The organism is Sphingobacterium sp. JB170 (genome assembly GCF_900163865.1).
In the GTDB taxonomy this organism is placed as follows: Bacteria; Bacteroidota; Bacteroidia; order Sphingobacteriales; family Sphingobacteriaceae; genus Sphingobacterium.
In genome coordinates this window covers 1-1,013 of record NZ_FUKU01000078.1, presented here as the reverse complement: position 1 = coordinate 1,013, position 1,013 = coordinate 1, and the positions used below count along the sequence as shown (strand labels likewise).

The 1,013-nt window shown below is 38.6% G+C and carries 1 protein-coding gene; it reads left to right on the top strand.

Annotated features, from left to right (window positions below; all coding sequences use genetic code 11):
- Nucleotides 1-212 precede the first annotated feature (212 nt).
- On the top strand, nt 213-998 hold the full coding sequence (locus FM107_RS19265; RefSeq protein ID WP_179204556.1) for an IS982 family transposase: 786 nt from the start codon (nt 213-215) through the stop codon (nt 996-998).
- Nucleotides 999-1,013: the final 15 nt, after the last annotated feature.

The following is a 1,013-nucleotide window of genomic DNA, read 5'->3' as shown; positions in this document are numbered from 1 at the left end:
TATAACCCGTTGGGTGAAATGAATTAGGGGGAAAAATATTATAAATAAGCATTAAAGATATTGGCCAAGATACTGAAATTCAGTATCTTGATGTCGCAAAACAACCAATATCCATGTCAAATATAATCAATAATTATTTAAAAGTTTTGGAAGTGATAAATTCATTGAATATCGATCCGAGTTCTCATAACCGGGTTGGCAGAAAGGCTAAAATGACTGATATAGAGGTCGTTGCTCTGAGCCTAACAGCGGAATTCATGTCCATTGACAGTGAAAGTGACCTGTTTCGGAGAGTCAAGAATGAGGATATTCCGAATCTTATTGAACGCAGTCAATTTAACAAGAGGCGCAGGAACCTGTTTGGGTTTGCCGAAAGGATCCGGTTGGCTTTATCTTCCAGATTTACTGAATTTGAAGATTATTTCATTGTGGACAGCATGCCTTTGGAGATCTGTAAAACAGCCAGGCAGAACCGTATAAAGGTCTGTAAAGAGAATTATGAAACTTCTCCTGAGAAAGGCTTTTGCGCTTCGCAGAACGCTTGGTTTTTCGGGTACAAACTGCATGGCGTATGTACCGTTTCGGGGGTTTTCCATTCCGTCGATATCACCAAGGCGAACGTGCACGATATCCATTATCTTCAGAATGTAAAAGAACAACTATCTGATTGCGTGCTCCTTGGAGATAAAGGTTATTTGTCCGCGACACAACAATTAGACTTGTTCCAATCAGCGAACATCTTATTGGAAACCCCGATGAGAACGAATCAAAAGGAATATAAAAAGCAACCTTACATTTTCAGAAAATCAAGGAAAAGGATCGAGACGTTGTTCTCTCAGCTGTGCGACCAATTCATGATCAGGAGAAATTATGCCAAAACTTTTATGGGTTTCAAAACGAGAATAATGGCTAAAATAACCGCCATGACCCTGATCCAATTCATGAACAAGTTCATATTTAACAGAAACATCAATAACGTTAAAATACAAATTATTTAATTTCACCCAACGGGT

Excerpts from the sequence above, each read along its gene's own strand:
- FM107_RS19265 (WP_179204556.1), top strand. The coding sequence starts at position 213 with ATGACTGATATAGAGGTCGTTGCTCTGAGCCTAACAGCGGAATTCATG.